At 72.8% G+C, this 19,520-nt stretch carries 18 protein-coding genes and 1 riboswitch; of the genes, 3 read left to right on the top strand and 15 right to left on the bottom strand.

Annotation, left to right across the window (positions count from 1 at the left end; translation table 11 throughout):
• Window positions 1-104: 104 nt before the first annotated feature.
• The 3 genes from ACFW3D_RS21930 to ACFW3D_RS21940 form a co-directional block, all read right to left on the bottom strand.
• Window positions 105-2,255 carry a putative bifunctional diguanylate cyclase/phosphodiesterase gene (locus ACFW3D_RS21930; protein WP_500506037.1) on the bottom strand — a complete coding sequence of 717 codons (2,151 nt, stop codon included), beginning with the start codon at window positions 2,253-2,255 and terminating at the stop codon, window positions 105-107.
• A 2-nt stretch (window positions 2,256-2,257) separates the two neighbouring features.
• Window positions 2,258-3,073 carry an SAM-dependent methyltransferase gene (locus tag ACFW3D_RS21935; protein ID WP_500506040.1) on the bottom strand — a complete coding sequence of 272 codons (816 nt, stop codon included), beginning with the start codon at window positions 3,071-3,073 and terminating at the stop codon, window positions 2,258-2,260.
• A gap of 208 nt (window positions 3,074-3,281) precedes the next feature.
• Complete coding sequence (locus ACFW3D_RS21940; RefSeq protein ID WP_500506043.1) at window positions 3,282-4,433, bottom strand: transglycosylase family protein; 1,152 nt, start codon at window positions 4,431-4,433, stop codon at window positions 3,282-3,284.
• A gap of 2 nt (window positions 4,434-4,435) precedes the next feature.
• A riboswitch (cyclic di-AMP (ydaO/yuaA leader) is annotated at window positions 4,436-4,627 on the bottom strand.
• Window positions 4,628-5,269: 642 nt separating this feature from the next.
• Here ACFW3D_RS21940 and ACFW3D_RS21945 point away from each other — a divergent pair.
• Window positions 5,270-6,277: an aldo/keto reductase gene (locus ACFW3D_RS21945; RefSeq protein WP_500506046.1), complete on the top strand. Its 1,008-nt coding sequence runs from the start codon at window positions 5,270-5,272 to the stop codon at window positions 6,275-6,277.
• Between the two features lie 64 nt (window positions 6,278-6,341).
• On the opposite strand, the gene ACFW3D_RS21950 is transcribed toward ACFW3D_RS21945, so the two are convergent.
• Window positions 6,342-6,833 (bottom strand): GNAT family N-acetyltransferase, encoded by a 492-nt coding sequence (locus ACFW3D_RS21950; RefSeq protein ID WP_500506048.1) that lies wholly within the window; start codon window positions 6,831-6,833, stop codon window positions 6,342-6,344.
• Window positions 6,834-7,066: 233 nt separating this feature from the next.
• On the opposite strand from ACFW3D_RS21950, the gene ACFW3D_RS21955 reads away from it, so the two are divergent.
• Complete coding sequence (locus tag ACFW3D_RS21955) at window positions 7,067-7,564, top strand: peptidylprolyl isomerase (protein WP_500506051.1); 498 nt, start codon at window positions 7,067-7,069, stop codon at window positions 7,562-7,564.
• 63 nt (window positions 7,565-7,627) lie between these two features.
• Here ACFW3D_RS21955 and ACFW3D_RS21960 read toward each other — a convergent pair whose 3' ends face one another.
• The 11 genes from ACFW3D_RS21960 to ACFW3D_RS22010 all read right to left on the bottom strand — a co-directional run bounded on the left by ACFW3D_RS21960 (window position 7,628) and on the right by ACFW3D_RS22010 (window position 17,681).
• The gene (locus tag ACFW3D_RS21960) at window positions 7,628-8,077 is read right to left on the bottom strand and encodes a phospholipase (RefSeq protein ID WP_500506054.1); all 450 of its coding nucleotides are present in this window, start codon (window positions 8,075-8,077) and stop codon (window positions 7,628-7,630) included.
• Between the two features lie 255 nt (window positions 8,078-8,332).
• Window positions 8,333-8,971 (bottom strand): cytochrome b/b6 domain-containing protein, encoded by a 639-nt coding sequence (locus ACFW3D_RS21965; protein WP_500506058.1) that lies wholly within the window; start codon window positions 8,969-8,971, stop codon window positions 8,333-8,335.
• Entirely contained in the window at window positions 8,955-9,665 is a 711-nt protein-coding gene (locus tag ACFW3D_RS21970; RefSeq protein ID WP_500506060.1) for a molybdopterin-dependent oxidoreductase, read from the bottom strand. Before ACFW3D_RS21970 ends, ACFW3D_RS21965 begins: the two co-directional genes overlap by 17 nt.
• Before the next feature lie 81 nt (window positions 9,666-9,746).
• On the bottom strand, window positions 9,747-10,928 hold the full coding sequence (locus ACFW3D_RS21975) for a 4-hydroxybenzoate 3-monooxygenase (RefSeq protein WP_500506063.1): 1,182 nt from the start codon (window positions 10,926-10,928) through the stop codon (window positions 9,747-9,749).
• An 8-nt stretch (window positions 10,929-10,936) separates the two neighbouring features.
• Window positions 10,937-12,118 (bottom strand): bifunctional 3-oxoadipate enol-lactonase/4-carboxymuconolactone decarboxylase PcaDC, encoded by a 1,182-nt coding sequence (gene pcaDC / locus ACFW3D_RS21980; protein ID WP_500506066.1) that lies wholly within the window; start codon window positions 12,116-12,118, stop codon window positions 10,937-10,939.
• A 154-nt stretch (window positions 12,119-12,272) separates the two neighbouring features.
• Complete coding sequence (gene pcaB / locus ACFW3D_RS21985) at window positions 12,273-13,733, bottom strand: 3-carboxy-cis,cis-muconate cycloisomerase (protein WP_500506069.1); 1,461 nt, start codon at window positions 13,731-13,733, stop codon at window positions 12,273-12,275.
• The gene (gene pcaG / locus ACFW3D_RS21990; protein ID WP_500506072.1) at window positions 13,702-14,274 is read right to left on the bottom strand and encodes a protocatechuate 3,4-dioxygenase subunit alpha; all 573 of its coding nucleotides are present in this window, start codon (window positions 14,272-14,274) and stop codon (window positions 13,702-13,704) included. Before pcaG ends, pcaB begins: the two co-directional genes overlap by 32 nt.
• Entirely contained in the window at window positions 14,271-15,053 is a 783-nt protein-coding gene (gene pcaH, locus ACFW3D_RS21995; RefSeq protein ID WP_500506075.1) for a protocatechuate 3,4-dioxygenase subunit beta, read from the bottom strand. The genes pcaG and pcaH overlap by 4 nt, the downstream gene beginning before the upstream one ends.
• Before the next feature lie 11 nt (window positions 15,054-15,064).
• Window positions 15,065-16,258, bottom strand: a complete 1,194-nt coding sequence (locus ACFW3D_RS22000; RefSeq protein WP_500506077.1) for a thiolase family protein — start codon at window positions 16,256-16,258, stop codon at window positions 15,065-15,067.
• Window positions 16,255-16,911: a CoA transferase subunit B gene (locus ACFW3D_RS22005; protein WP_500506079.1), complete on the bottom strand. Its 657-nt coding sequence runs from the start codon at window positions 16,909-16,911 to the stop codon at window positions 16,255-16,257. Before ACFW3D_RS22005 ends, ACFW3D_RS22000 begins: the two co-directional genes overlap by 4 nt.
• On the bottom strand, window positions 16,911-17,681 hold the full coding sequence (locus tag ACFW3D_RS22010; protein WP_500506082.1) for a CoA transferase subunit A: 771 nt from the start codon (window positions 17,679-17,681) through the stop codon (window positions 16,911-16,913). Before ACFW3D_RS22010 ends, ACFW3D_RS22005 begins: the two co-directional genes overlap by 1 nt.
• A gap of 136 nt (window positions 17,682-17,817) precedes the next feature.
• Here ACFW3D_RS22010 and ACFW3D_RS22015 point away from each other — a divergent pair, with 136 nt between their 5' ends.
• Window positions 17,818-19,479 carry an IclR family transcriptional regulator domain-containing protein gene (locus ACFW3D_RS22015; RefSeq protein WP_500506085.1) on the top strand — a complete coding sequence of 554 codons (1,662 nt, stop codon included), beginning with the start codon at window positions 17,818-17,820 and terminating at the stop codon, window positions 19,477-19,479.
• Window positions 19,480-19,520 lie beyond the last annotated feature (41 nt).

The following is a 19,520-nucleotide window of genomic DNA, read 5'->3' on the forward strand; positions in this document are numbered from 1 at the left end:
CGGCTTGCGCTGGGAGGTGCCCCAGTGCGGTGCATCGCAAGGCGGAGAGTCGTCCTCGTAGTGGGCTGCTCGGACGATTCGACAACTCCCCCGGGCCGAGAGGACTAGGTCGTGGTGTCGACCAGGGAGAGCGAGTGGAGGCGCTCGGGCGGGCCGGGCCTGGCGTAGTACCAGCCCTGCGCGGTGTCGCAGCCCAGCGCCCGCAGGTGCTCGGCCTGGGTGCCGGTCTCCACGCCCTCCACCGTCACCGACAGCCCGAGCGTGTGCGCCAGGTCGACGACGATCTCCACGATCTTGACGTCCACCGGGTCGGCCGGCTGCTGCTGCATGCCGCGGGTGAAGGAGCGGTCGAGCTTGAGCGTGGTGATGGGCAGCCGGCGCAGCGAGGCCAGGTTGGAGTAGCCGGTGCCGAAGTCGTCGAGGGCGATGGCCATGCCGAGATCGGCGAACTCCCGCAGCGGGCGCATCAGTTCCTCGTCAGCGCCGATGAAGGCGCTCTCGGTGACCTCCAGGCACAGCGCGGCCGGCTCCAGCCCGGCGTCCTTGATCACCGCGAGGGTCTCCGGGACGAGGCCGGGGTGGCCAAGCTGGGCCGGGGAGAGGTTGACGTTGATCCGGAGCGGATGGCCGTCGCTGCGCGGGAACTGCCAGTCCCGGGCCTGCCAGGCGGCCTGCTGCAGCACCCAGTGGCCGAGCGGCACGATCAGCCCGGTGCTCTCGGCGAGCGGGATGAACTGGTCGGGGCCGAGGATCCCGTGCACCGGGTGGCACCAGCGCACCAGCGCCTCGGCGCCGCGGACGCTGCCGTCGCCGAGCCGTACCAGCGGCTGGTACTCGATGAAGAACTCGCCGCGCTCCAGGGCTGTTGGCAGCCGGTTGGTCAGCCCGTGCCGGGTGATGGCGCGCGCGTCGGAGTCGGGGTCGGCCAGCTCGAAGCGGTTGCCGCCCGCGGCCTTGGCCCGGTACATGGTGATGTCGGCGCTGCGCAGCACCTCGGCGGGACCCAGGGAGCCTGCCTGGCCCTCGACGATGCCGATGCTGCACCGTACGGACAGGTCACGGCCGTCCACCCGGATCGGGTCGGCGAGTGCGGCCAGGATCAGGTCGGCGAGGCCGGTGATGTCCGCGCGGCTGGCGGGGTTGACGACCAGGGCGGCGAACTCGTCGCCGCCGATGCGGGCCACGAGTTGGTCGGGCGAGGTGACGCAGGCCTGGAGGCGTTCGGCGACGGCGACCAGGAGCCGGTCGCCGACGGCGTGGCCGAGGCTGTCGTTGACGTCCTTGAAGCCGTCCAGGTCGAGGTAGCAGACGCCGACGCCCATGCCCTCGGGAGCGTTCAGCGTCTGCTCCAGGCGCTCGAAGAAGAGGTTGCGGTTGGCCAGTCCGGTGAGGGCGTCGTGGGTGGCCTCGTACCGCAGCCGTTCGCTGAGCAGGCGCTCCTCGGTGATGTCCTCCATCAGCGCGAGCATGTACTGAGGGGTGCCGCCGGCGTCGCGCAGCAGGGAGACCGTCAGGTTGGTCCACAGGGCGCTGCCGTCGGGCCGGTAGTAGGCCTTCTCCATGCGGTAGTGGTCGCGCTCGCCCCGGTTGAGCTGGCGCTGCATCTCCCAGACCTCGGGGGCGTCGTCGGGGTGCACCCAGTCGTAGACGTTCTTGCTGCGGATGTGGCGTTCCAGACCGCCGAACATGGTGGTGAGGGCGGCGTTGACGTCCAGGATGCGGCCGTCCATGTCGGCGATGCCGATGCCTATCGAGGCGCCCTGGAAGACCGCGCGGAAGCGCACCTCGCTCTCGTGCAGGGCCTGTTCGGTGGCGGCCCGGGCGGCGAGCGCCGCACGGGACAGCGCCTCCTGCTCGGTGCGTGTGCGTTCCTGCAGGGCGCGGGCGTAGCCGGCGGCCACCCAGTGCTGCAGGCGGTTGCAGCGGGTGCGGCTCTCCTCCGGCGGGAGGGCGGGGCCGGGCGGGCAGTACAGCAGCAGGTAGGCGTCGACGACGTCGAGGATGCGGGCCAGCGCCTCGGGGTCGGTGCAGTGCGCGGCCACGAGCGCGGCGCCGACCTCCGCGGCCGGGCGGGGGTCGAAGGGCTGCGCGCGCAGGGCGGCGTTGAGACGCGCGGCGAGCGGGAGCAGGTACTCCTCGAACTCGCCGCGCGTCATGGAGGTGGCGGTGGCCGGGTAGATCGCCCGGCTCCAGATGATCGCGAAGCGCCGCAGGCTGTCGGCGGGCTCCGGCTCCGGGCCGGGTTCTCTCGTCATGGTCACGCCTTGCGGCCGACGCCCGCGAACCCGCTGAAGACGACCGGGTCGAGCTCGTCGTCGTCCGTGCCGTCGGGGCGCCACAACGGCGCGGAGACCAGACCGGGTTCGACGAGGTCGAAGCCGTCGAAGAAGCGCTCCACCTCGGCCCGCGACCGCATGATCAGCGGCGAGCTCGCGCTGCGGTAGACGTTCTCGACGCGCTCCCCCTCCTCGGGTCTGCGCGGGCCGCCCTCGACCGAGGCGTGGGTGACGACCAGCAGGCTGCCGGGGGCTATGGCGTCGCGCAGTTCGGCCACGGCCTTGGCCGGTTCGTCGGCGTCCTCGAGGAAGTGCAGGACGGCGACGAGCAGCAGCGCGACCGGGCGCTCCAGGTCGATGAGCCCGCGCACCTCCGCACTGTCCAGGATGTCGCGGGGGGAGCGCAGGTCGGCGGCGACGATGGCGGCGTCCTCGCTGCCCTCCAGCACGGCACGGCTGTGGGCGACGGCGACCGGGTCGTGGTCGACGTAGACGACGTGGGCGCCGGGGCTGGCGGCCTGGGCGACCTCGTGGACGTTGCCGAAGGTGGGGATGCCGGAGCCGATGTCGAGGAACTGGGTGATGCCCTGGTCGACGGAGAAGCGCACGGCCCGGCGCATGAACGCCCGGTTGGCCTGCATGATCTTCGGCAGCCCCGGAAATGCCTCGATGGCCCGCCGTCCGGCCTCCCGGTCGACCTCGAAGTTGTGCGAGCCGCCCAGGTAGTAGTCGTAGATGCGGGAGACGCTCGGCACGGAAAGATCGATTCCATGGGGGGCCCAGGCGGGACGCTCCATCAACGGCTCCAGCTCGTCGTCGGTGATCGGGACACGTGGTCGTGGACACGACCACGTGCGTCAGAGGCTACTGATCGACCGTTCGAGAGGAAACAAGAAATGGAAATATTCGATCCGTTTTCGGTCACAGACCAAAGGCATGTGCCCTGTTCCCGACAAGCAGGGAACAGGGCACAGGCTACCGCCGGATGACGGTGGATCAGTTCGGTCAGACGTTGACGCCGTGGGCGCGCAGGTACGCCAGCGGGTCCATGTCGGAGCCGAAGTCGGGGGTGGTGCGGACCTCGAAGTGCAGGTGCGGACCGGTCACATTGCCGGTGGCACCGGACAGGCCCAGCTGCTGACCGGTGGAGACCGACTGGCCGGCCGAGACCGACAGCGCGGACAGGTGGGCGTACTGCGAGTACCGGCCGTCGGCGTGCTTGACGACAACCTGGTTTCCGTACGAGCCGCCCCAGCCCGCGGAGACCACGGTGCCGGCGGCGATCGACTTCACCTTGGTGCCGGTCGAGGCGATGAAGTCGACACCGGTGTGGTAGCCCTTGGACCACATGGCGCCGGACTGGTGGTAGGCGGTGCCCAGGGTGACGCGGTCGAGCGGGGCCGTGTAGCCGGAGGCACTGGCGGCCTTGGCGGCGACCGGCTTGGCCGCCGGGGCGGCCTTGGCCGCCTTCGGCGCGGCCTTGGCGGCGGCCTTCTCGCCCATGGACAGGACCTGGCCCGGGTAGATCAGGTTCGGGTTGCCGCCGATGACCGACTTGTTGTCGGCGTACAGCTTCTGCCAGCCGCCGTCGACCGACCGGGCATCGGCGATCTTGGAGAGGGTGTCGCCACCGGCGACCTTGTAGGAGCCGCCCGCGCTCTTCGGCGCGGCAGTGGCGGCCTTCGGCGCCTCGGCCTTCTTGGCGGGGGCGGCGGGCTTGGCGGCCGGCTTCGCGGTGGTGCCGGAGACGCTCTCCGGGGTGGCCGACGGGTTTGCCATCGCCTTGGTCAGACCGGCCTTGGGGCCGCACACGGGCCAGGCCTGCGGGCCCTGGGTCGCCAGGACCTTCTCCGCGACGGCGATCTGCTGCGCCTTGGTCGCGAGGTCGGCGCGCGGGGCGTACTTCGTGCCGCCGAAGCCTGCCCAGGTGCTCTGGGTGAACTGCAGGCCGCCGTAGAAGCCGTTACCGGTGTTGATGGACCAGTTGTTGGTGCTCTCGCAGGCCGCGACCTTGTCCCAGACGCTCACGGGAGCGGCGTGGGCACCGGTGGCGCCGACGATCGGGAGCGCCACGGCCGCGCCGGTGGTGCCGGCCAGCGCGCTGATACGGGTGATGCGGGTGTTCCGCGGGCGACGGTGCTTTCCCTTACCGGGCATGCCGAATTCCTCTCCGACGCCTGCGAGGTAAGCTGTCGGGTTCGGGCTGGAGATGCCCGGCCGCAATTGGGCACGCCAAATAAAGGCATGTCGCTGCGACTTCACCCCTAGCCGTCCCGAGACCAACGGGAACGGCAACTACCTTGGGTCCCCCGCTCCTGCCGTGCGGTCTTGTCATCCGGCGTCCGGGCAGCGGCAGGACTAGGCGTTCCACCCGGAAGAATCTCGCAGGCATTTGTCCTGCGAGATCTGGAAGCTAAACGACGGAATCCTTCCGGAGCAAGGAGCCGAATCACGCCCTGCGGCGGACCGCAAGTCGATCAATCCCTTCCGTGACTTTACGTGAGAAGTGTCCGCTCTGCGTAGGCGGAAAATTGGCCCACGGTAATCACGTGATATCGCCCGGTGAATTTCGGCGGGGAAATTGGACGGTGCGTTGCCCGGGGTCTCCGCTGCGTGTTCGGCACGTGACACCCATCACGCATCGATTCATTACGCATGCACTGTGGGCGCATATGTCCGGTTAGACGCCTCAATGCCGGATAAGGCAGGACGTGTTCCGATCCAACCCGCCCCCGACCGCGCCGCCCTGAGGAATCGTCCCGAGGAGTCGTCCCGAGGGGCACCCCTGAGCCAACCGCCGAGGGCGGCCGGCGATTCCCGGATGCGCCGATCCGGCACGGCCGGCGGTGTGGCGTGCGCCACAACCGCCGCTCCGGCGGGGCGAGAAGGGACGTGGACGGCGGCCTGCGTCCGGAAAACGGACGTGACAGCGCCGATTCGGCGACGGTAGCCTCGCAATCCCGCACATTTTCTTACATCGCCCGGGAGCTCGCGTGCCCTACCTCGCCGCCGACGACCGCTACGCCTCGATGGAATACCGCAGGACCGGGCGCAGCGGGGTCCTGCTGCCCGTCGTGTCCCTGGGCCTGTGGCACAACTTCGGCGACACCTCGCCGCTGGAGAACCAGCGCGCCGTACTGCGCCGCGCCGTCGACCGCGGCGTGGTCCACATCGACCTGGCCAACAACTACGGCCCGCCCGCCGGCTCGGCCGAGGCCAACTTCGGCACGCTCCTCGCCCAGGACTTCCGTCCGTACCGCGACGAGCTCTTCATCGCCACCAAGGCCGGGTACGACATGTGGCCGGGTCCGTACGGCGAATGGGGCAGCCGCAAGTACCTGCTGTCGTCCCTCGACCAGTCGCTGGGCCGCATGGGCCTGGACTACGTGGACGTCTTCTACTCGCACCGCTTCGACCCGGACACGCCCCTGGAGGAGACCATGGGCGCCCTGGACTCCGCGGTCCGCCAGGGCAAGGCGCTGTACGCCGGCATCTCCAACTACCCCGCCGAGGCGCACCGCCGCGCGACCGAGATCCTGCGCGAGCTGGGCACCCCGCTGCTGATCCACCAGGCGGCCTACAGCATCCTCCAGCGCGACCCGGAGGACGGCGTCCTGGACGCCGTCGGCGACACCGGCACCGCCCTCATCGCGTACTCGCCGCTGGCCCAGGGCCAGCTCACCGACCGCTACCTGGACGGTGTGCCGGCCGACTCGCGGATGGCGCTCGGCCACTTCCTCAAGCGCGACGCCCTGACCGAGCGGAAGCTCTCCTTCCTGCACGCCCTCAACAAGCTCGCCGGAGAGCGCGGCCAGACCCTGGCCCAGCTGGCCCTGACCTGGGTGCTGCGCGACCCGCGGGTCGTCTCCGTCCTCATCGGCGCCAGCAGCGTCACCCAGCTCGACCAGAACCTCGCCGCCCTCGACGCGGGCCCGCTCGGCGCGGACGAGCTCGCCGAGATCGACCGCCTCTCGGCCGAGGCCGGCGTGCGCATCCCGTAACCGCAGCTGCGCGCACGGACGGGCCGGCCCCGCGGGGGCCGGCCCGTCCGCTTCGGCGGCCGGCTCAGGTGAGACGGGCCTCCAGCGCGGAGCGGACGCCGGGCCACTCCTCGGCGAGGACCGAGTAGTACGCGCTGTCGCGGACGGTGCCGTCCACGGCACGGGTGTGGGCGCGGCGGACGCCCTCGAAGCGGCCGCCGATGCGCTCGATGGCCGCCCGGGAGCGTGCGTTGCGCGCGTCCGTCTTGAAGGTGACGCGGAACACACCCCACACGTCGAAGGCGTGGGCGAGCAGCAGCAGCTTCGCCTCGGTGTTGCAGGGGGTGCGCTGGGCGGAGGCGGCGAGCCAGGTGCTGCCGATCTCCGCGACGGTCGGCACGGCGCCGCTGCGGGGCACGGAGCGGCCCGCGGGCCAGGCGGGGGTGGCCGTCCAGTAGTCGAGGTCGAGGAACCGGGTGGAGCCGATCAGGGCGTCGCGCCGGACGTCCCGTACGGCGAACGGGAGCGCGGCCCCGGTCGCCTGCTCCTGGAGTGCCTCCTCGACGTAGCCCGCCATCGCCTCACGGTCGGCCGCACCTTGGTATAGGCGTAGGTGTCGCGGGATTCGGTGGCGGCGCGCAGCAGCCCGTCCGTGTGGGCGGCGCTCAGCGGCTCCAGCCGGACGTACTTGCCTTCCAAGATCACGGGTTCGGGCATGCCCCGGATGGTGGTCTCCGGCCGGGGCACCCGTCAAGCGCGTTTCCGCGGGGCGCGTCGGAGGCCGGGGGGCGCGGATGCGAAAATGGGGGCATGAACAGCAACGACGTGTTCTTCGACATCACGATCGACGGCGAGCCCGCCGGGCGGATCGTGTTCACCCTGTTCGACGACGTGGTCCCCAAGACCGCGCGGAACTTCCGTGAGCTCGCCACCGGCGAGCACGGCTTCGGTTTCGAGGGTTCGCACTTCCACCGCGTGATCCCCGACTTCATGCTCCAGGGAGGCGACTTCACCGCCGGCAACGGCACCGGTGGCAAGAGCATCTACGGCGAGAAGTTCGCCGACGAGAACTTCCAGCTCAAGCACACCAAGCCCGGCCAGCTCTCCATGGCCAACGCGGGCCCGAACACCAACGGCTCGCAGTTCTTCATCACCACGATCGTCACCGACTGGCTCGACGGCAAGCACGTGGTCTTCGGCGAGGTCGTCGAGGGCATGGACGTCGTCAAGAAGATCGAGACGCTCGGCTCGCGCTCCGGCGCCACCAGCGCCCGCGTCGAGATCGCCAAGTCCGGCACGGTCGGCTGACCCGGTTCCGCGGAAGCGGCCCGGTACCGGAACTCCCGGTGCCGGGCCGCCGTGTTCCCCGGGTCAGCCGAAGGCCTTGACCGCCTGGTAGTAGGTCCAGGCGGTGCTGTTGCAGGCGGTCGCGGTGGCGCCGCCGTAGTTGGCGCAGATGCGCTTCAGGTCCTCGTAGAAGGCGCTGTCGAGGCGGCTCTTGTTGGCGGAGAAGGCACCCATCGCCTTGTAGTTGCGGTAGCCGAAGTCGTGCCGGGCGCAGGAGTTCTGGAACGGGAAGCCGAAGGGGTTGTCCGGGGAGCTGCTGCAGTAGTCGGTGGACCAGTCGAAGCCGTAGGCGGCCCAGGCCCCCTGGTTGCCGCGGGCGGCCCACCAGGTGTTGTAGCTCGAGGCGCTGGTCTGGGTCCAACTGGCCAGCACCTGGGCCTTGTCGGCGGGGGCGGCCTGGGCGGGGACGGCGAGGACGACGGTGACGACGGCGGCGACCGCGGTGGCGGCGAAGCCGGTCGTGATTCGGCGCATGGGGTTCTCCAGTCACTGACGGGCGCGATGTGACGCGCGGGCATGGGGGTGCAACCGGATGCGGAACCGAACGGGTGGTACTGATGTGCGAAGCCAGGATGGCGCCGCAGGGGTCTATGCGAGTAGATGCCGGACGGCAAAAATTGCATGAACATGACGACGTGCCGCCGACAGCGATCGTCGACGGCACGTCAAGAGGCTGACACCGTTGTCTGGTTCAGTTCCCCGCGGACCCCGCGGGCCGCACGTCCCCCGTTACGGAGCGTCAGGCGGTCCCGGCTCGGCCGGCTCCGCGTGCTCCCACCGCGGATGGTGACGGCGCGCCCATTCCGGCGTGACGAACCCCGTGCGCATCCCCAGCCGGGCCTCGGGGTCGCCCGCCGCCATCCACAGGTGTCCCGCGACCACGACCGCCACCGCCAGGGCCAGCCAGTCGTGGACGAAGGTCGCGCCGGTACGCCACACCACACCGCTCAGGTGCGGGAACATCATCAGCAGCCCGGTGCCGAGCATGACGAGCACCGCCCCCGCGGCGAAGGACGCGTACAGCTTCTGCCCCGCGTTGAACTTGCCCGCGGCACGCCGGTCGTGGGGCACGCGGCGCAGCGCGTCGCGCAGCCAGCCCCGGTCGTACGGGGCGAACCGGTTGAGCAGCCGCAGGTCGCGGCGGAAGGCGCGGGAGGCGAGGCCCAGGAGGGCGGGCAGCGGCAGGGCGATGCCGGACCACTCGTGGACGGTGACCACCAGCCGTCTGCGGCCCACGAGTTCGGCGAGCGGCGGCAGGTAGAGGGCCGCCGCCGTGGCGAGGCAGACGAGCATCAGGGCGGCCGTCGCGCGGTGCACCCGGCGCTCTCCGCGGGTGAACCGGCGCACCCGCTCAGGACGTGGGGTCATCGTCACGCCCGTTCGAGCGGCCGACCCAGGCGTCGACGTCGTAGCCGTAGTGCTCCCAGTAGCCGGGCCGCACGTCCCGGGTGACCTCGATGCCCGAGAGCCACTTGGCGGACTTGTAGAAGTACATCGGCGCCACGTAGAGCCGCACGGGGCCGCCGTGGGCCGTGGTGACCGGTTTGTCCTGCATCCTCAGGGCGACCAGGACGTCGTCCCTGCGGGCCTGTTCGAGGGTGAGGCTCTCGCTGTAGACCCCGTCGAAGCAGGTGAAGCGGACGGCTCCGGCACCGTCCTGCACGCCCGCGAGGTCGAGCAGGTGGGACAGCCGCACCCCTTCGAAGGGCGTGCCGGGCACACGCCACCCGGTCACGCACTGCACGTCGCGGACCAGCCGGGTCTGCGGCATCGCCCGCAGGTCGGCCAGGCTGTGGGTGGCCTTGCGGTCGACGAGGCCGGAGACGGTGAGGCGGTAGTCGCCGGCGTCCCGGTGGGGGACGGAGTCCGCCACGTTGTAGATGCGGAAGCCGCCCCCTCCGGGGAGCAGCCCGCTAAGCCCGGTCGGGTCCTTCCCCGCCACCTGCGAGAGCGCCGAGTCCAGGCCGTCCTGCGCGCGGCTGCCGAACGCCACTCCCAGGGCGCCCAGCCCGAGCATCCCGAGCACCACGCGCCGGCCGACCGGCGTGCCCTTGCCTTCCATGCCCCCACGGTAATCCCGCGCGGCGCCGTTGCGGAGCGCCGGGGCGGCACGTAAGCAAGGCGTAAGAGGTCCAGGCCCGGACTAGCCGATCTCCAGGCCCGCGTAGTTCTCGGCGAGTTCGGCCGCCGCGTGCGGGGAGGCGGCGATCCGGTCGAGCTGGGAGATCTGCAGCCGGGTGTCGAAGTCGCTCTGCGCCGGGTCGGTGTGCAGGGTCGTCGTCATGAACCAGGAGAAGTGCTCGGCGCGCCACACCCGGCGCAGGCAGGTGTCGGAGTAGGCGTCGAGCAGCGCGGTGGAGCCGGTCTCCTTCAGGTGCGCGAGGGCACGGGCCAGCACGATGACGTCGGCGGCGGCCAGGTTGAGGCCCTTGGCGCCGGTCGGCGGCACGATGTGCGCGGCGTCGCCGGCGAGCAGGACGCGGCCCCAGCGCATCGGCTCGGTCACGAAGCTGCGCATCGGCAGCACGGCCTTGGAGGTGATCGGGCCGCGCTCCAGCTTCCAGTCCCCGTCGACGGCGAAGCGGGCGTCCAGCTCGTCCCAGATCCGCTCCTCGGACCAGTCCGCGGGGTCGGTGCCGTTGGCCACCTGGAGGTAGAGCCGGCTGACCCGGGCGGAGCGCATGCTGTGCAGCGCGAACCCGCGGGGCGAGTGGGCGTAGATCAACTCCTCGCAGGACGGCGGGACGTCGGCGAGGATGCCCAGCCAGGAGAAGGGATACACCCGCTCGTACGTCCGCCGGGCGTGCTCCGGGAGCGCGCCGCGCGTCACACCGTGGAAGCCGTCGCAGCCGATGACGTAGTCGCAGCTGAGGGTCTTCTCCCGGCCCTCGTGGCGGTAACGGACCAGCGGGCGGTCCGTGTCGGCCCCTTCCACGGCGTGCACGTGCGCGCCGAACAGCAGCGGCGCCCCGTCCTCCAGCTGGAGGGCGATCAGGTCCTTGACGACCTCGGTCTGGGCGTAGACCCACACGCGCCGCCCCCCGGTGAGCGCCGGGAAGTCCACGCGGTGGGAACGGCGGTTCCAGCGCAGCTCGATGCCGTCGTGGACCAGGCCCTCGCGGTCCAGCCGCTCGCCCGCGCCGCAGGAACGCAGCACGTCGACCGTTCCCTGTTCCAGGATCCCGGCGCGCTGGCGGTGCTCGACGTAGTCGCGTTCACGGCTCTCCAGGACGACGCAGTCGATGCCGGAGCCGTGGAGCAGACGGGCCAGCAGGAGACCGGCGGGGCCGCCGCCGATGATCCCCACGGTGGTGTGGTGCTGCATGTGTTCTCCTACTCCTCTTCTTCCTCTTCCTCGAGGACGCGGTTCGCGACGGCGAACGCGGCGTTGGCCGCGGGGACACCGCAGTAGACGGCGGACTGGAGCAGGACCTCCTGGATCTCCTCGCGGGACAGGCCGTTGTGTCGGGCGGCGCGCACGTGCATCGCCAGCTCGTCGAGGTGGCCGTGGGCCACCAGCGCGGTGAGGGTGATGCAACTGCGGGTCCTGCGGCTCAGGCCCGGCCGGGTCCAGATCTCGCCCCACGCGTAACGGGTGATGAAGTCCTGGAAGGGGGCGGTGAAGGCGGTGGTGCGGGCGATCGCCCGGTCGACGTGCGCGTCCCCGAGCACGGCGCGGCGGACGGCCATGCCCTCGGTGTGGCGGGCGCCGTCGTCCGCGGCCGGCTCGCCGGCGAAGTGCTGCAGGAGCGCCGCGACGACGGGGGCCGGACGCTCGACGCCGGCCAGGTGGGCGGTGTGCGCCACCTCGGTGAGGCTCGCGCCGGGGATGGCGTCGGCGAGGAAGCGGGCGTCCGCGACCGGGGTCGCCGGGTCGCCGCGGCCCGCGACGACGAGGGTGGGAGCGGTGATCCGGGGCAGGTCGGCGCGGACGTCGTAGGCGGCGAGGGCGTCGCAGAGGGTGGCGTAGGCCTCCGGGTCGGCGGCGCGCAGGTCGTCCAGCAGGGCACCGGCCGCGGGGGCGCCGGCGAAGGCCGGGGTGAACCAGCGGCCGGCCGCGGTGTCGGCGACGGGTCCCGTGCCCTTGGCCCTGACCAGTGCGGCGCGTTCCCGCCAGCCGTGCGGGTCGCCGAAGTCGGCGGAGGAGCACACGATCGCGAGCGCGGTGACCCGTTCGGGGTGGTGGATCGCGAGCCAGGTCCCCACGGCGCCGCCGAGGGAGATGCCCGCGTAGGCGAAGCGTTCGGCGCCGAGCGCGTCGGCGAGGGCCAGCACCGAGCGCGCCAGGTCCTCGACCGTGCCGCCCTCGGGGAGCAGCGGGGCGGGGGTGCCGCCGTGGCCGGGCAGATCCCAGCGGATGACCCGGTGGCCACGGGCGAGGGCGGGGACCTGCGGGTCCCACACGGCGAGCGAGGTGCCCAGGCTCGGGCCGAGGATCAGCGGCGGCAGCCCCGGGGCGCCGTCCACCCGGTGGTGCGGCAGTCGCGGTTCCACGGCCTCGTACGGCGTGCTCATGCGGGCTCCTCGCGAAGGGTGCCGACGGGTGCGTGCGGCGGTGTCACGGCGTCCTCCCCCGGTCCCGCGGCCGGGCGGCCGTCCGCCCGGTTCCGAAGGCCCCACGGCATGGGGTACCGCGGACGTCCCGCGTCACGGAAGGGGGCGGGGGCGGTCATGAGGGCGTTCCCGTGGGGCCGGGGCGACGCAGGGCGCGGTCGACGAGCGCGCCGGCGGCACCGGTGTAGCGGGTCGGGTCGGTGAGCTCACGGAGACGGCCCCCGGGAAGGAGACCGCCGACGGCCGGGTCCTGCGCAAGGGCGTCGTCGAGAGTGATCCCCTCCCCGGCGACGCGCCTGGAGGCGCGTGCGAGAGCGGACTTGGCCTCGCCGCGGCCCATGAGAGCGGTCAGGGCCGCGGCGAGACGTTCGGTGACGACCAGCCCACCGGTCGCGTCGAGGTTCTCGCGCATACGGTGCGGGTGGACGCGCAGGCCCGCGGCGAGTTCGGCGGTGTCCCGGGCGGCGCCGCCGACGAGGCGCAGGGCCTCGCGCAGCGGCTGCCATTCGGCGTGCCAGGCGCCCGCCGGGCGCTCGTCCTCGGCGGCCAGGGAGCCGTACAGCACGGCGGCGAGCGCGGGCACCTGGCGGGCCGCGGCGGCGATGAGCGTGGCGCGCACGGGGTTGGCCTTGTGGGGCATGGCCGAGGAACCGCCTCCGGCGCCCTCGGTGACCTCGCCGGTCTCGGTGCGCGAGAGCACCAGCACGTCGGCGGCGACCTTGCCCAGCGCACCCGCCGTGAAGGCCAGTGCCCCGCCGAGGTCGGCCACGGGGGTCCGCAGGGTGTGCCAGGGCAGCTCGGGTTCCGCCAGCCCCGTCTCGGCGGCGTAGGCGGCGAGCAGTGCAGTACCGGCGGCATCGCTGGTGCCGGGGGCGGTGGTCGTGCCGGGGGCGGTGGTCGTGCCGGGGGCGGCGGCCTCGGCGAAGGCGCCGAACGCGGCGAGTGTGCCGGCGGCACCGCCCAACTGCGGGGGCAGGGCGCCGCGTACGGCGGTCAGGCGGTCGTGCGCGTCGAGGACGAGGGAGCGCCAGCCCGCCGCCTTCAGTCCGAAGGTGGTGGGGACGGCGTGCTGCGTCAGGGTGCGGCCCGCCATCGGCGTGTCGCGGTGCTCCGCGGCGAGCCGCCCGAACGCCTCCGCAGCGGCGGCGAGGTCGTCCAGGACGATGCCCAGCGCGCGGGACGCGACGAGCATCGCCGCGGTGTCCAGGACGTCCTGGCTGGTGGCGCCGCGGTGCACATAGGCGGAGGCCTCCGCGTCCCGCTCGCCCACGGCCCCGGTCAGGTCGGCCACCAGCGGGATCACCGGGTTGCCGCCGGACCGGGCGCGCAGCGCGAGGTCGCGCGCGTCGAACCGGCCGGACCCGGCCGCGGCGGCGGTCACCACGGCCGCCGCGGAGGCCGGTGCCAGCCCGAGCGCGGCCTGCGCCCGCGTCAGCGCCGCCTCGGCGTCGAGCATGCCCCGTACGAAGGCGGCGTCCCCGGTGGCCTCCTCGACGGCCGATCCGGCCCGGACCGGGGAGAGCAGACCGACGTCCGCGGCGGGGTCAGGCGAAGGCAAGGAAAACCGTCTCCTCATGCACTCCGTCGTACTGGAGTCGTACGTCGAAGCGGTGGACGCGCCCGCCCTCCGGAGTGGCGACCAGGGTGGCCCGCCGCTCCGGCTCCAGGGAGTCGAGCAGCGGGTCGCCCTCGGCGTCACCGAGGTAGACGCGGGTGTGCAGATGGTGGAGCAGGCCGCGGGCGAAGACGATCACCGACAGGTAGGGCACGCCGCCGGGCGGCAGCGTGCGGATCACGTAGTGCCCGTCCGCGTCCGTGGGGACGCGCCCGAAGCCGGTGAAGACCAGTCCGTCGCGCCCCAGGACCGCGCCGGTGACCGGGTCGCGGCGCAGCGAGCCGGGGGCGCCGTAGCGGGAGCCGTCGGGTGCCGGCTGCCAGACCTCGATGAGAGCGTCGGGGACGGGCTGCCCGGCGCCGTCGTAGACCCACCCGTGGACGGTGATCGTGTCCGGGTGCCCGGCCGGGGCGAGGTCGCCGCCCTTGGGGAAGGGCAGCGCGTAGCCGTAGAAGGGTCCCACCGTCTGCGACGGGGTGGGGGCGGGTGCCTCGCCGCTCATCGGCCCTCCTCGATCCAGGTGGCGGCCGGGCCGTCCAGGACGATGTCCCAGCGGTAGCCGAGCGACCATTCGGGGGTGGACAGGTCGTGGTCGTACGTCGCGATCAGGCGCTGCCGGGCCGAGTCGTCGGTGACGGACTGCAGGATCGGGTCGTACGGGAAGAGCGGGTCCCCGGGGAAGTACATCTGGGTGACCAGGCGCTGGGTGAACGCCGGGCCGAACAGCGAGAAGTGGATGTGGGCCGGGCGCCAGGCGCCCCGGTGATTGCGCCAGGGGTAGGCACCGGGCTTGACGGTGACGAACTCGTAGGAGCCGTCGTCCCCGGTCAGGGTGCGGCCGACGCCCGTGAAGTTGGGGTCCAGCGGGGCGGGGTGGTCGTCGCGCCGGTGGGCGTAGCGGCCGGACGCGTTGGCCTGCCAGATCTCCACGAGTTGCCCGCGCACGGGACGGCCCGCGCGGTCCAGGACGCGCCCGGTCACCTTGATGCGCTCGCCCAGGGGCTCGGCCTGGTGCTGCCGCGTCAGGTCGTGGTCGAGGGCTGTGACGTCGGTGACGCCGAAGACCGGCCCGGAGAGCTCGACCGCCTCGGGGTCGCCGGCCGCCGCCCCCGCCGCCACCAGCGGCCGCTTGGGGTGCCGCAGGACGCTGCTCCTGTAGGGGGCGTAGCCCCGGTCGGGGTGGTCCTCGGCGGCACCGCCGTCGGCACGTCGCTTGGCGTAGGCCGCACGCTCGTCGGCGATCTCGGCGGAGATCTCGCGCTGGGTGAGGGGGCTGCTCATGCGGAGGGCTCCTACCTTTCCAGGACGAGGGCGAGGCCCTGCCCGACGCCGATGCACAGGGCGGCGAGGCCGGTGCCCGAGCCCGCGGCCGCGAGCTGGTGGGCGACGGCGCCGGCGATGCGGGCTCCGGAGGCGCCGAGCGGGTGGCCGACGGCGATCGCGCCGCCGCGCGGGTTGACGATCGAGGGGTCGAGCTCGGGCCATCCGGCGAGGCAGCCGAGCACCTGCGCGGCGAAGGCCTCGTTGAGTTCGACGGTGCCGAGGTCGCCGAACCCCTTGCCGGCCTTGGCCAGCGCCTTGCGGACGGCCTCGACGGGGGCGAGGCCGAAGTAGTCCGGCTCGATGCCGGTGACGGCGGAGGCGCGGATGCGGGCCAGCGGCTCGCGGCCGGTGGCCTTCAGTCCCTCCTCGTCCACGATGAGCAGGGCCGCCGCTCCGTCGTTGAGGGGCGAGGAGTTGCCCGCCGTGACGGTGCCGCCGTCCTTGCGGAAGGCAGGCTTCAGCCGGGCGAGCGCCTCCATGGAGGTGTTGTCGCGGATCGTCTCGTCGCGCGCCAGGTCCACGCCGTCGACCGGGACGACCTCGGCCTCGTACAGGCCGTCCTTCCAGGCGCGGGCCGCCTTCTCGTGGCTGGCGACGGCGTAGGCGTCCTGCTGCTCCCTGGTGATGCCGTGCCGGTCGGCGATCAGCTCGGCGCTCTCGCCGAGCGGGATGGTCCACCGCGGGTCCATCCTCGGGTTGACCATGCGCCAGCCGAGGGTGGTGGAGTACAGCTCCTGGTGGCCCGCGGGGAAGGCGCGTTCAGGCTTGGGCAGCACCCAGGGCGCGCGGCTCATCGACTCCACGCCGCCGGCGACGGCGACGGCGACGTCGCCGACGGCCACCGCGCGGGCGGCCTGGATCACGGCCTCCATTCCGGAGCCGCAGAGCCGGTTGACCGTGGTGCCGGGCACGGTGACGGGCAGCCCGGCCAGCAGTGCGGCCATCCGGGCGACGTTGCGGTTGTCCTCGCCCGCGGCGTTGGCGTCGCCGAAGAAGACGTCGTCGATCCGGGCCGGGTCGAGGTCGGGCGTACGGGCCATCAGCGAGGCCACGACGTGCGCCGCGAGGTCGTCCGGGCGCACTCCCGACAGGGCGCCGCCGTACTTGCCCACCGGGGTACGGACGGCGTCGACGACGTACACCTCACGCAGCTGCCCGCTCATCGGGCGCTCCCTTCTGCGGCGACGGCGACGTGCACCGGGGCCGCGGTCTTCTCCAGGATCTCCTCCGTGGTGACGCCGGGTGCGGTCTCCACGAGGACGAGTCCGCCCTCGGTGACGTCCAGGACGCCCAGGTCGGTGATGATCCGGTCCACGCATGCCTTCCCGGTGAGCGGCAGGGCGCACTCCCGGAGGATCTTGGGGCTGCCGTCCTTGGCCGTGTGGGTCATGGTGACGATCACCCGCCGGGCGCCGTGCACCAGGTCCATGGCGCCGCCGATGCCGGTGACGAGCTTGCCGGGGATGGCCCAGTTGGCCAGGTCGCCTCGGGCGGAGACCTGCATGGCGCCCAGCACGGCGGTGTCGATGTGACCGCCGCGGATCATCCCGAAGGACAGCGCCGAGTCGAAGAAGGCCGCGCCGGGCAGCACGGTGACGGTCTCCTTGCCGGCGTTGATCAGGTCGGGGTCGGCCTCCTCCTCGTACGGGAAGGGGCCCGTGCCGAGGATGCCGTTCTCGGACTCGAGGACGACCTCGACGCCCTCGGGGAGGTGGTTGGGGATCAGCGTGGGAAGGCCGATGCCGAGGTTGACGTACTCGCCGTCGCGCAGTTCCCGGGCCGCGCGGGCGGCCATCTCGTCGCGTGTCCAGGCCATCAGGCCCGCACCTCCCTGGCGGTGACGGTACGGAATTCGATCTTCTTGTCGGCGGCCTGCTCCGGGGTGAGCGCGACCACGCGCTGGACGAAGATGCCGGGCAGGTGCACCTGGTCGGGGTCCAGTTCGCCGGGCTCGACGAGTTCCTCGACCTCGGCGACGGTGATCCGGCCGGCCATCGCGGCGAGCGGGTTGAAGTTGCGGGCCGACTTGTTGAAGACCAGGTTGCCGTGACGGTCGCCCTTGGCGGCTCGGACGAGGGCGAAGTCGGTGGTGATGCCGCGCTCCAGGACGTACTCGGCGCCGTCGAAGGCGCGCACCTCCTTCGGCGGCGAGGCCAGCGCCACGCCGCCGTCCCCGTCGTAGCGCCAGGGCAGGCCGCCCTCGGCGACCTGGGTGCCGACGCCGGCCGGGGTGTAGAAGGCGGGGATGCCGCAGCCGCCAGCGCGCAGGCGCTCGGCCAGGGTGCCCTGCGGGATCAGTTCGAGCTCCAGCTCGCCGGCCAGGTACTGCCGGGCGAACTCCTTGTTGGCCCCGATGTAGCTGCCGGTGACGCGGGCGATGCGGCGCGCGGCCAGCAGGACCGCGAGGCCCGAGTCGAGGGCGCCGCAGTTGTTGGAGACCACGGCGAGACCGCTTACCCCGGCTTCGTACACGGCCTGGATCAGCGTGTTCGGCACGCCGCTCAGGCCGAACCCGCCGACGGCGAGCGACGCGCCGTCCTGGACGTCCGCTACGGCCTCAGCGGCCGAGGCGACCACCTTGTCCATCCTGCGCCCACCTTCTTGTTCGTCCAGTGAACTTAAGTTCACAATTTCTCGTTCCCGAGTCTGATCCTCGGGCCCCCGCTCTGTCAACGTGCCGGGGCGGTACGGTTTCGACGACATTCGCCACGCTGGAGTGCTGATGACACCGCTGACCACCGCGACCGCTCCCCCGCCGCAGGAGGCCGTCGGCCCTCTGGTCCGGGGACTGGCGGTGCTGCGCGAGCTGGCCGCGGCCGGCGGCCGCCGCTCGGTCGGCGACCTCGTGCGCGCCACCGGCCTGGCGCGCTCCACGGTGGACCGGGTGGTCAGCACCCTCGTCCGCACCGGCTACCTGCGGGTCGAGGGCCGCGACGCCGTCCTGGCACCCCGGCTGATGGAACTCGGCAACGCCTACCTCGCCGCCAGCCGCTTCCCCGACCTGCTGGGACCGCTCGCCGACGCCCTCGCGGACGGCCTGGACGAGTCCGTGTCCATCGCGGTGCCGGACGGCGACGGGGTCCGCTTCGTCCACCAGGCGACCCGGCGCCGTGCGATGTCCCTGACCTTCCGGATCGGCGACCAGCTGCCCGCCGAGCGCGGCGCCCCCGGGGCACTCTTCGCCGGCGGCTGGGACGCGGCCGACTGGGACCGCTGGCGCCGCCGCCGCGCCGCGGACCCGCAGGACACCGGCTTCCCGGCACTCCCGCGCGGGCACGGGGACGCCGCCGCCTCCTTCGAGGAGCGGGTCGCCGCCGCCGGCGCCCACGGATGGTCGGCCGACGACCAGCTGATCGAACCGGGACTGATCGCCGTCGCCGTCCCCGTCCGGGACACCGCCGGGCAGCCCGTGTGCGCGGTCAGCGTGGTCAGCCACACCAGCAGGCACAGCGCCGGGTCGCTGCGCGAGGCCGTGCTCCCCCGGCTGCGGGAGACGGTCGCGTCCATGGAGGACGCCCTCTCGCGGCCCGCCGAGACGCCCTCCCCCTCCCCCGCCGGCGCGTCCCCCGCTGCCTGGACACGGGCCTCCAAGCAGGAACTCGGACCGGAGTTCGTGGAGTCGCTGGCCCGCGGGCTCGCCGTGCTCACCGCCTTCGGCGAGGGCCGGGGCGAACTCCCGCTCACCGCCGTCGCAGAGGCCACCGGCCTGGCCCGCGCCACCGCACGGCGCTCCCTGATCACCCTGGAGCACCTGGGCTACGTCGCCTCCGAGGGACGTCTCTTCCGGCTCACCCCGCATGTGCTGGAGCTGGGCTGCGCCCATCTGTCGCGGCTGACGCTCCCCGAGATCGCCCAGCCCCACCTGATCGAACTGGTCGAGGCGGTGCACGACTCCGCGTCGATGGCGGTGCTCTCCGGCGAGGACATCCAGTACGTGGCGCGCGTCCCCACCGTCCGCATCATGAGCGTCAACATCACGCTCGGCACCCGCTTCCCCGCGTACGCGACCGCAATGGGGCGCGTCCTGCTGGCGGGCCTGCCGGAGCGGGAACGCGCGGCGCACCTCGGGCGGACCGACTTCACGCGGCTGACCCGGTACACCGTCACGGACGCACCTCATCTGGCCCGGGTCCTCGACCAGGTCACCGCCGAGGGGCACGCGATGGTCAGCGAGGAACTGGAGGAGGGCCTGAGGTCCATCGCCGTCCCCGTCCGCGACCGCGCCGGCCGGGTGGTCGCGGCGATCAACGTCTCCATGCATGCCAGCCGCCGCTCGGAGGAGGAGTCGCGCTCCGGACTCCTGCCCCCGCTCATGGAGGCCGCCGCGCGCATCGGCGAGGACCTGCGCGTGGTCGGCCGCTACGCACGCGTGCCGGCCGGCTGAGGGGCCTGTGGACAAGTGGCCCACGGCGTCCGCAAGCGGGC

It is taken from the genome of Streptomyces sp. NPDC058864, assembly GCF_042742985.1.
In the GTDB taxonomy this organism is placed as follows: domain Bacteria; phylum Actinomycetota; class Actinomycetes; order Streptomycetales; family Streptomycetaceae; genus Actinacidiphila.

What these genes read in the sequence shown, in the direction of transcription:
- ACFW3D_RS21930 (WP_500506037.1), bottom strand. Translation starts at nt 2,255, where the DNA reads ATGACGAGAGAACCCGGCCCGGAGCCGGAGCCCGCCGACAGCCTGCGG.
- ACFW3D_RS21935 (WP_500506040.1), bottom strand. Translation starts at nt 3,073, where the DNA reads ATGGAGCGTCCCGCCTGGGCCCCCCATGGAATCGATCTTTCCGTGCCG.
- ACFW3D_RS21940 (WP_500506043.1), bottom strand. Translation starts at nt 4,433, where the DNA reads ATGCCCGGTAAGGGAAAGCACCGTCGCCCGCGGAACACCCGCATCACC.
- ACFW3D_RS21950 (WP_500506048.1), bottom strand. Translation starts at nt 6,833, where the DNA reads ATGGCGGGCTACGTCGAGGAGGCACTCCAGGAGCAGGCGACCGGGGCC.
- ACFW3D_RS21955 (WP_500506051.1), top strand. Translation starts at nt 7,067, where the DNA reads ATGAACAGCAACGACGTGTTCTTCGACATCACGATCGACGGCGAGCCC.
- ACFW3D_RS21960 (WP_500506054.1), bottom strand. Translation starts at nt 8,077, where the DNA reads ATGCGCCGAATCACGACCGGCTTCGCCGCCACCGCGGTCGCCGCCGTC.
- ACFW3D_RS21965 (WP_500506058.1), bottom strand. Translation starts at nt 8,971, where the DNA reads ATGACCCCACGTCCTGAGCGGGTGCGCCGGTTCACCCGCGGAGAGCGC.
- ACFW3D_RS21970 (WP_500506060.1), bottom strand. Translation starts at nt 9,665, where the DNA reads ATGGAAGGCAAGGGCACGCCGGTCGGCCGGCGCGTGGTGCTCGGGATG.
- ACFW3D_RS21975 (WP_500506063.1), bottom strand. Translation starts at nt 10,928, where the DNA reads ATGCAGCACCACACCACCGTGGGGATCATCGGCGGCGGCCCCGCCGGT.
- pcaDC (WP_500506066.1), bottom strand. Translation starts at nt 12,118, where the DNA reads ATGAGCACGCCGTACGAGGCCGTGGAACCGCGACTGCCGCACCACCGG.
- pcaB (WP_500506069.1), bottom strand. Translation starts at nt 13,733, where the DNA reads ATGAGGAGACGGTTTTCCTTGCCTTCGCCTGACCCCGCCGCGGACGTC.
- pcaG (WP_500506072.1), bottom strand. Translation starts at nt 14,274, where the DNA reads ATGAGCGGCGAGGCACCCGCCCCCACCCCGTCGCAGACGGTGGGACCC.
- pcaH (WP_500506075.1), bottom strand. Translation starts at nt 15,053, where the DNA reads ATGAGCAGCCCCCTCACCCAGCGCGAGATCTCCGCCGAGATCGCCGAC.
- ACFW3D_RS22000 (WP_500506077.1), bottom strand. Translation starts at nt 16,258, where the DNA reads ATGAGCGGGCAGCTGCGTGAGGTGTACGTCGTCGACGCCGTCCGTACC.
- ACFW3D_RS22005 (WP_500506079.1), bottom strand. Translation starts at nt 16,911, where the DNA reads ATGGCCTGGACACGCGACGAGATGGCCGCCCGCGCGGCCCGGGAACTG.
- ACFW3D_RS22010 (WP_500506082.1), bottom strand. Translation starts at nt 17,681, where the DNA reads ATGGACAAGGTGGTCGCCTCGGCCGCTGAGGCCGTAGCGGACGTCCAG.
- ACFW3D_RS22015 (WP_500506085.1), top strand. Translation starts at nt 17,818, where the DNA reads ATGACACCGCTGACCACCGCGACCGCTCCCCCGCCGCAGGAGGCCGTC.